Source organism: Nocardioides sp. (assembly GCF_044226765.1).
Classification (GTDB): Bacteria; Actinomycetota; Actinomycetes; order Propionibacteriales; family Nocardioidaceae; genus Nocardioides.
Map to the genome: position 1 here is coordinate 574,415 of NZ_JBGAGJ010000002.1, position 8,228 is coordinate 582,642.

The 8,228-nt window shown below is 70.2% G+C and carries 9 protein-coding genes; 7 read left to right on the forward strand and 2 right to left on the reverse strand.

Going from position 1 to position 8,228, the window contains the following annotated elements; all coding sequences use genetic code 11:
• Positions 1-8 precede the first annotated feature (8 nt).
• Positions 9-422 (reverse strand): hypothetical protein, encoded by a 414-nt coding sequence (locus ACILRH_RS07605; protein ID WP_395692052.1) that lies wholly within the window; start codon positions 420-422, stop codon positions 9-11.
• A gap of 25 nt (positions 423-447) precedes the next feature.
• Between ACILRH_RS07605 and ACILRH_RS07610 the strand changes: the two genes are divergently transcribed.
• A complete protein-coding gene (locus tag ACILRH_RS07610) occupies positions 448-2,142 on the forward strand; it encodes an alkaline phosphatase D family protein (protein WP_395692054.1) in 1,695 nt (564 codons plus the stop codon).
• Positions 2,143-2,163: 21 nt separating this feature from the next.
• Here the strand turns inward: ACILRH_RS07610 and ACILRH_RS07615 are convergent, their stop codons facing one another.
• Positions 2,164-2,319, reverse strand: a complete 156-nt coding sequence (locus tag ACILRH_RS07615; protein ID WP_395692056.1) for a hypothetical protein — start codon at positions 2,317-2,319, stop codon at positions 2,164-2,166.
• A gap of 244 nt (positions 2,320-2,563) precedes the next feature.
• Between ACILRH_RS07615 and ACILRH_RS07620 the strand changes: the two genes are divergently transcribed.
• The 6 genes from ACILRH_RS07620 to ACILRH_RS07645 all read left to right on the forward strand — a co-directional run bounded on the left by ACILRH_RS07620 (position 2,564) and on the right by ACILRH_RS07645 (position 7,935).
• Entirely contained in the window at positions 2,564-3,034 is a 471-nt protein-coding gene (locus ACILRH_RS07620) for a helix-turn-helix transcriptional regulator (protein ID WP_395692057.1), read from the forward strand.
• A gap of 5 nt (positions 3,035-3,039) precedes the next feature.
• Positions 3,040-3,450: a VOC family protein gene (locus ACILRH_RS07625; protein WP_395692059.1), complete on the forward strand. Its 411-nt coding sequence runs from the start codon at positions 3,040-3,042 to the stop codon at positions 3,448-3,450.
• Between the two features lies 1 nt (position 3,451).
• On the forward strand, positions 3,452-3,688 hold the full coding sequence (locus tag ACILRH_RS07630; protein WP_395692061.1) for a hypothetical protein: 237 nt from the start codon (positions 3,452-3,454) through the stop codon (positions 3,686-3,688).
• Positions 3,689-3,732: 44 nt separating this feature from the next.
• A complete protein-coding gene (locus ACILRH_RS07635; protein WP_395692062.1) occupies positions 3,733-6,084 on the forward strand; it encodes an ATP-binding cassette domain-containing protein in 2,352 nt (783 codons plus the stop codon).
• Positions 6,085-6,577: 493 nt separating this feature from the next.
• On the forward strand, positions 6,578-7,606 hold the full coding sequence (locus tag ACILRH_RS07640) for a tyrosine-type recombinase/integrase (RefSeq protein WP_395692064.1): 1,029 nt from the start codon (positions 6,578-6,580) through the stop codon (positions 7,604-7,606).
• Positions 7,603-7,935 (forward strand): helix-turn-helix domain-containing protein, encoded by a 333-nt coding sequence (locus tag ACILRH_RS07645; RefSeq protein ID WP_395692066.1) that lies wholly within the window; start codon positions 7,603-7,605, stop codon positions 7,933-7,935. The genes ACILRH_RS07640 and ACILRH_RS07645 overlap by 4 nt, the downstream gene beginning before the upstream one ends.
• The last annotated feature ends 293 nt before the right edge of the window (positions 7,936-8,228 follow it).

Genomic DNA, 8,228 nt, shown 5'->3' on the forward strand with positions numbered 1-8,228 from the left:
CGGAGGCGTCAGGCGCGGCTGCGGTCGCCCGCGCCGTAGAGGAGCGCGCCGGCGATCAGGACCGCGCCGCCGACCAGCTCGGTGACGAAGATCGTGGTCGGGTCGTCGAGGAAGACGGCGAACAGCACGAGCAGCGCGCCGCAGAGGGCGATGATGCCGAGGAACGGCTTCTTCGGCAGCGTGGTGTTCAACGCCAGCGCGCACACGAAGGCGACGGCGGCGGTGAAGCCGGCCCGGTAGCCGGCCCACATGCCGGCGGCGTCGATGGGGAACAGCACCCAGGTGGAGATGATGACCCCGAGGGACGCGGCGACGATGAGCACCCACCCGAGGGGGGCGACGACGGGCACCGGCTCGAGCGGCGTGGCGGGCGCGACCGGGGCCGCGGGAGTGGCGTCGGGGCGCTGCACGGGAGTCGACATGGGAGAAGAGTATTAGGTTCTCCGCATGTTGTTGCTCGGGCCACTGCTCCGGTACGTCGACGCCACGTCCGCCACGATCTGGGTCGAGACCGCGGGGCCGGCGACGGTCACGGTCACGGCCGGCGAACGCTCCGCCTCGGCGCCCACCTTCGGGGCCCACGGGCACCACTACGCGCTCGTCGAGGTGACCGGTCTCGAGCCCGGCACGAAGACGCCGTACACGGTGGCGGTCGACGGCCGGGGGGTCTGGCCGTCCGACGACCCCGAGCTCGCGCCGTTCCCGCCGTCGGTCATCCCGACGCTCGAGCCGGGCAAGCCGTTCCGGCTGGCCTTCGGCTCCTGCCGGGTGAGCGTCACCCACGACGAAGAGGGCACCGCGCAGTTCGGCGTGGACGCGCTGCGTGCCTACGCCCTCTTCATGGCCGGCCTCACCGAGACGACGTCCGACGACGACGAGCGCTGGCCAGACCTGGTCCTCTTCCTCGGTGACCAGGTGTACGCCGACGAGACGAGCGACGAGATGCGCGCGTTCATCGAGCAGCGGCGTGACCCCGAGCAGGCGCCGTGGTACGAGCTGAAGGACTTCGAGGAGTACGCCCACCTCTACTCGCTGGCCTGGTGCGACCCGGCGAACCGGTGGCTGCTGTCGACGCTGCCGAGCGCCATGATCTTCGACGACCACGACATCCGTGACGACTGGAACACCAGCTGGACCTGGAAGCAGCGCATGGACGCCACCGACTGGTGGCACGACCGCGTGGTCGGCGGCCTCGGCTCCTACTGGGTGTACCAGCACCTGGGCAACCTCGGCGCGCAGGAGCGCGCCGACGACGCGCTGTGGCAGCAGATCTCCTCCCACGACGGACCGGGTGAGCTGGACGTCACCGCCGAGCTCGACCAGCTCGCCGCCCGGGCCGACGCGGAGCCGGACTCCTACCGCTGGAGCTTCGCGCGCGACGTCGACGACCAGGCCCGGCTGGTGGTGATCGACTCACGGGCCGCCCGCGTGCTCACTCCCGAGCGCCGCTCGATGCTGGACGACGAGGAGCTGGCCTGGGTCGACGAGCACCTGCTCGGCGACGTCGACCACCTGATCATCGGCACCTCGCTGCCGTTCCTGCTCGCCCCCGGCCTGCACCACCTGGAGTCCTTCAGCGAGGCCATCGCCGAGGGCGCCTGGGGGCGGCCCGGCAAGTGGCTGGGGGAGCGCGCCCGTCAGGCCGCGGACCTCGAGCACTGGGCGGCGTTCCAGCAGGGCTTCCGCGACGTCGCCGGGATGGTCCTGGAGGTCGCGTCGGGCAAGCGGGGCCGCGCACCCCGCACGATCTCGTTCCTGTCCGGCGACGTGCACCACAGCTACGTCGCCGAGGCGTGGCCACGCGACGGGGTGGTGGCCAGCCGGATCGTGCAGGCCGTCTGCTCGCCGATCCGCAACCCGCTGCCGGGGGTCATGCAGGGCTTCATGTCGACCGTGGCGCGGCGGGCCGCCGGGGCGGCCGGCCGGGTGCTGTCGCGCTCCGGGCGGGTGCCGCTGGAGCCGCTGCGCTGGGCGGTCACCGAGGGACCCTGGTACGACAACAACCTCGCGGTCCTCGAGCTCGACCCCGAGGGGATGCGAATGTGGTGGACCGCCGGTGCGGTGGACGGTCCGCCCGAGCGGCCCGAGCGGCCCGAGCGGCCCGCGCTGCGACGCGTGGCGACGGTCGGCCCGATCGGCTGAGCCGCGGGAAGGGACCGTGCGCTAGGCGGTGGCGATCTGCGCCAGCTTGCTGGGCCGCACCGGCACGCAGTCGCACCCGTCCCCGCAGTCGAGGTAGACGTGCAGGGCGTGGCCGCAGTGCGGGCACGGCATGTCGTGGGTCAGGTGCTCCCCGCCGGTCTGGACGGTGTCCCACATGGTGCTGCCTCCTCTCGAGCCCCGACGACCTGCCCACCGGGCGGCTCCGGGTGCTGCTCCTGGGAGGAGCGCGGTCCGGGGCCGCCGGATACATCCACGGGATCCATCGTTGCCTGACGCTAGGAATCGGTCGGGGTGCACACGCCGCGTTCCCGCGAACATCCCCCGGACATTGACCCGATCGGGCGGGGTGTCGCTGGTCCGGACGGGCCACGGGACCACGCCGGCTGGCTACGATCCCGGCGTGGACCACCCTGTCGCTCCCGAGCCGGACCCGCGGATCGCGGACCTGGCGCGGCTGCGCCGGGTCCGGGACCGGATCGACCGGGAGTACGCCCAGCCCCTGGACGTCGAGGCGCTCGCGCGAGGCGTCCACCTGTCGGCCGGGCACCTGAGCCGCCAGTTCAAGGCGGCGTACGGCGAGTCGCCGTACGGCTACCTGATGACCCGGCGCGTCGAGCGCGCGATGGCGCTGCTACGGCGCGGCGACCTCAGCGTGACGCAGGTGTGCCTCGAGGTCGGCTGCCAGTCCCTGGGCACGTTCACCACCCGGTTCACCGAGCTGGTCGGCATGCCGCCGACGGCGTACCGGCGGGAGGCCATGCGGGACGCCCCGGGGCTGCCGCAGTGCGTGGCCAAGCAGGTGACGCGGCCGGTGCGGTCGACATCGGTCAGGAATCGAGAAGCGCAGCCTCCCGACCCGCGCCTAGCGTGAGCGGCATGGGAATCACCATCCACACCACCGTCCTGCCGCACCTCGACCCGGAGGCGTCGCTGGCCTTCTACCGCGACACGTTGGGGTTCGAGGTCCGCACCGACGTCGGCCGGGGCTCGATGCGCTGGATCACCGTCGGTCCCGTCGACCAGCCCGAGACCTGCATCCTGCTCGGCCCACCCGTTCCCGACCCCGGGGTCACCGACGCCGAGCGCAGCACGATCACCGAGATGATGGCCAAGGGCACGTACGGCTGGATCATGCTCGCCAGCGACGACCTGGACGCGACCTTCGACCGGGTCCAGGCCACCGACGCCGAGGTCGTGCAGGAGCCGACGGAGCAGCCGTACGGCATCCGCGACTGCGCCTTCCGCGACCCCGCCGGCAACCTGGTGCGGATCCAGGAGGTGCGCTGAGATGCGGACGATGACCTGCCGCCAGCTGGGCGGCGCCTGCGACCTCGCGCTGCGCGGCGAGAGCGCCGACGACGTCATCAAGGCCCAGGACCAGCACCTGCGCTCTGCCGTGGCCGCCGGGGACACCGCGCACGAGCCGGCGCTGACGGACATGAAGGGGCGCTGGAAGCACCCGATCCGGGGCATGGGCTGGTACAAGGACACCAAGAAGGCCTTCGCCGCCCTGCCCGACGACTGAGCCCACCTCCGGGCCACACCCACGACCGAGGGAGCCAGCACCCGATGCACGCAGCCGACCGCCACGACCTGATCCGGGTGCAGGGCGCACGCGTCAACAACCTCAAGGACGTCAGCGTCGACATCCCCAAGCGCCGGCTCACGGCCTTCACCGGCGTGTCGGGCAGCGGCAAGAGCTCGCTGGTCTTCGACACCGTCGCCGCGGAGTCGCAGCGGATGATCAACGAGACCTACAGCGCGTTCGTCCAGGGGTTCATGCCGAGCCTGGCCCGGCCCGAGGTGGACCACCTCGAGGGCCTGACGACCGCGATCATCGTCGACCAGGAGCGGATGGGCGCCAACCCCCGGTCGACGGTGGGCACCGCGACCGACGCCAACGCGATGCTGCGCATCCTCTTCAGCCGGATCGGGGAGCCGCACATCGGATCGCCCCAGGCGTTCTCCTTCAACGTCCCGACGCGGATCGCGAGCGGGATGATGAAGACCCAGGCGGGCGCCGGGAAGACCCAGGTCGTCAAGCAGCAGGTCTACCAGGGCGGGATGTGCCCGCGGTGCGAGGGCATGGGGTCGCTCAACGACTTCGACCTGACCGCCATCTACGACGAGAGCCTGTCCCTCGCCGAGGGTGCCCTGCTCGTCCCGGGCTACTCGATGGACGGCTGGTACGGCCGGATCTTCAGCGGCGCCGGCTTCGACATGGACAAGCCGCTGGGGAAGTACACCCAGAAGGAGATGCGCAAGCTGCTCCACGGCGAGCCCGAGAAGATCAGGGTCGACGGGGTCAACCTCACCTTCGAGGGCGTCCTGACCAAGGTGCAGAAGTCGATGCTCTCCAAGGACGTCGAGGCGATGCAGCCGCACGTGCGGCGCTTCGTGGAGCGGGCGGTGACGTTCACGACCTGCCCGGAGTGCGCGGGCACCCGGCTCAGCGCGGAGGCGCGCTCGGTCACGGTCGCCGGGGCGAACATCGCCGAGCTGTGCGCGATGCAGATCAGCGACCTCGCGGCCTGGCTGCCGCGGGTGACCGAGCCGGGCGTGGCGCCCCTGGTGGCCGGCCTGCAGCACCTCCTGGACGCGTTCACCGAGATCGGCCTGGGCTACCTCTCCCTCGACCGGCCCGCCGGGACGCTCAGCGGGGGAGAGGCCCAGCGCACCAAGATGATCCGGCACCTCGGGTCGGCCCTGACGGATGTCACCTACGTCTTCGACGAGCCCACGATCGGGCTGCACCCGCACGACATCGAGCGGATGAACGAGCTGCTGCTGCGGCTGCGCGACAAGGGCAACACCGTGCTGGTGGTCGAGCACAAGCCGGAGGCGATCCGCATCGCCGACCACGTCGTCGACCTCGGCCCCGGTGCCGGCAGCGCCGGCGGCGAGATCGTCTTCGAGGGCTCGTACGACGACCTGCGCGCGAGCGACACGGTGACCGGGCGTCACCTCGACGACCGCGCGCGCCTCAAGGATGCCGTCCGCGCGCCCACGGGTGCGCTGGAGGTGCGCGGCGCGTCGACCCACAACCTCCGGGACGTGGACGTCGACGTCCCGACCGGCGTGCTGTGCGTCCTGACCGGGGTGGCCGGGTCGGGGAAGAGCTCGCTGGTGCAGGGCTCGATCGCCGGCCGCGACGGAGTCGTGGTGGTCGACCAGGGGGCGATCAAGGGCTCGCGGCGCAGCAACCCGGCGACGTACACCGGGCTCCTCGAGCCGATCCGCAAGGCGTTCGCGAAGGCCAACGGCGTCAAGCCGGCCCTGTTCAGCGCGAACTCCGAGGGCGCCTGCCCGGCCTGCAACGGTGCCGGCGTCATCGTCACCGAGCTGGGGATCATGGCGACCGTCGAGTCGACGTGCGAGGAGTGTGAGGGCAAGGGGTTCCAGGCAGCGGTCCTCGAGCACCTGCTCGGTGGGCGCAACATCAGCGAGGTGCTCGCGATGCCGGTGGCCGAGGCGGTGGGGTTCTTCGGTCCCGACGGGCCGGCCACCGTGCCGGCCGCGCACAAGGTGCTGGTGCGCCTCGCGGACGTGGGCCTGAGTTATGTCAGCCTCGGCCAGCCGCTGACCACGCTGTCGGGCGGGGAGCGCCAGCGGTTGAAGCTGGCGGCCCAGATGGCCGAGAAGGGCGACGTCTACGTGCTGGACGAGCCGACCACCGGCCTGCACCTCGCCGACGTCGAGCAGCTGCTGGGCCTGCTGGACCGGCTGGTCGACTCCGGACGGTCGGTCGTCGTCCTCGAGCACCACCAGGCCGTGATGGCCCACGCCGACTGGATCATCGACCTCGGGCCCGGCGCCGGCCACGACGGCGGCCGGGTCGTCTTCGAGGGCACGCCCGCCGAGCTGGTCGCCGAGGCCTCGACGCTCACCGGCCAGCACCTGGCGGCGTACGTCGCCGGCTGACCGCGCCGCGGCTCCAGCATCCGGCTGCCGGCTCCAGAAGTGCGACGTTTGGTCACCAACCGCAGATGAATCGCTCGACAACCTGCGGTTGGTGACCAAACGTCGACCCCGACCGGCACCGTGACCACATCGCCGATAACTGACATTATGTCAGGATGTAGCCTGCGTATTGCATCAGATGAATCAGTCACGCAGCCTCCTGTCCACTACCCCGCCGACAGCGACAAATGTGCCGTTGACCTGCGGAAACGGCACGGCGGCACAGCGTCTCGCGGACACCGACAGCGGCGTGCGGTGCCGACATCAGCGCGCAGGACGGTCTCGGCGACACGCCGCTGACCTGCACAAACACCTTTCACGTCTCATCAGATGCATCATTGAATCACTGGACGTAACCGGTCTTGCGGGAGTTTCGATGCAGATTGACGGCTCAGGACGAGTCCACCTGGTGCAGTCGATGCCAGTCCTCCGGCCCGACGAGCAGGTGCTTCAGATGATGCTCGACGGCTGGCGCAACCAGCAGCTGTCGCGCAACCTCCAGTTCGCCACGATCGAGCAGCGGCTGCGCTGCGTGCAGCGGTTCATGCAGCACGTCAACGAGGACCCCTGGAACTGGACGCCGGCGATGGTCGAGGAGTTCTCCGCCGACCTGCGCACGGTCAAGCACGTCTCCCACTCGACGCTCCGCGGCTACCACTCCGCGCTCCGCTCGTTCACCAGCTACATCAGCAACCCCGACTACGGCTGGGACCGAATCTGCGAGAAGTACTTCGGCACGCACCCCGCCCAGGTCTTCTTCGACTGGAACACCGCTCCCCACGTCCAGGAGTACGACGGACGCCCCAGCAAACGGCCCTACACACGCGAGGAACTCGTGGCGCTCTTTGATCACGCCGATGACGAGGTCGAACGCATCGGCGCGTCCGGGCGCAAGGGCTGGCAGGCCGCCTACCGCGACGCGGTAATGATGAAGATCGCCTACGGCTACGGACTGCGCTTCAACGAAGTTCGGCGTCTTCAGACAGTCGACCTCGCGCGCAACCCTCACGCCCGCGAGTTCGGCGCGTTCGGCGTCTGCAAGGTCCGGTTCGGCAAGGCGAAGCGCGCCTCCCCGCCCAAGCCCCGCAGCGTTCTGACCGTGTGGCACTGGACGCCAGGCATCTTCGAGGACTGGCTCGCAAACGGCCGCGGAGCACCTGACTCCCTCGACTTGTTCACGACCGAGCGGGGCTACCTGGTGGGCGAGTCGACGATGAATCGCCGCCTCACCCGTTACTGCAAGGAGCTCGGCTTCCCCGACGGTCTCGACTTCCATTCGTTCCGACGCTCGTACGCCACCCACCTCCTCGAGGATGGCTGGGATCCGCGATTCGTTCAGTACCAGATGGGCCACGAGCACGCGGCGACCACAGGGATCTACCAGTTCGTCTCCGACGACTTCCGACGCTCCACGCTCAGAAGCGCCCTGGACCGTACGGTGAAGGAAGCCATACAACGCAGGACCGAGGACGGCACATCATGAAGCGCAAGGTCGACTACACCTGGCGGCTGGCCGAGCTGATGGCGGCGCGAGGCCTGCACAACACGACAGACCTCATTCCCCTCCTGGCTGAACGCGACATCACCCTGTCCCGACCGCAGGTCTACCGCCTAGTCAACCAACGCCCGGAGCGGATGTCGCTCCAGGTCGTCGCTGCCCTCTGCGACATCTTCGAGTGCACGCCCGCGGACCTACTGACCACCACCGCGGCTGACGTCCGTGCCCGCAAGACCGGCACCGCTGCCCCACCGAACGTCGTCTCGCTCGACCGCAGCGTCCGGCCGCGCCGCGCGAACATCCTCGACGAGTAGCGATCGGGAGTAACGATGGATCCGAAGCCGGCTGGCCTCCGCCCTCGCTCCACCGTGCGCGGGCGACCGCGAACGACGAGCACCCGCGACGACCCCTGCGCGCGCTGCGGTCGAGACATCCCCCGACTCGCGGCCACGTGGCCCGAAGGCCGACTCTGCAACATCTGCTACTTCGGCGCCATCCACACCCGCGGCACCTGCCCCGAATGCCTCCAAGACCGGCTGTTACCGGGCCCACCCAACGCCGACGGCCTTCCCATCTGCTCGACTTGCGCCGATATCTCCTACGACTT

Excerpts from the sequence above, each read along its gene's own strand:
- ACILRH_RS07615 (WP_395692056.1), bottom strand. The coding sequence starts at position 2,319 with ATGTGGGACACCGTCCAGACCGGCGGGGAGCACCTGACCCACGACATG.
- ACILRH_RS07610 (WP_395692054.1), top strand. The coding sequence starts at position 448 with ATGTTGTTGCTCGGGCCACTGCTCCGGTACGTCGACGCCACGTCCGCC.
- ACILRH_RS07605 (WP_395692052.1), bottom strand. The coding sequence starts at position 422 with ATGTCGACTCCCGTGCAGCGCCCCGACGCCACTCCCGCGGCCCCGGTC.
- ACILRH_RS07635 (WP_395692062.1), top strand. The coding sequence starts at position 3,733 with ATGCACGCAGCCGACCGCCACGACCTGATCCGGGTGCAGGGCGCACGC.
- ACILRH_RS07630 (WP_395692061.1), top strand. The coding sequence starts at position 3,452 with ATGCGGACGATGACCTGCCGCCAGCTGGGCGGCGCCTGCGACCTCGCG.
- ACILRH_RS07640 (WP_395692064.1), top strand. The coding sequence starts at position 6,578 with ATGATGCTCGACGGCTGGCGCAACCAGCAGCTGTCGCGCAACCTCCAG.
- ACILRH_RS07645 (WP_395692066.1), top strand. The coding sequence starts at position 7,603 with ATGAAGCGCAAGGTCGACTACACCTGGCGGCTGGCCGAGCTGATGGCG.
- ACILRH_RS07625 (WP_395692059.1), top strand. The coding sequence starts at position 3,040 with ATGGGAATCACCATCCACACCACCGTCCTGCCGCACCTCGACCCGGAG.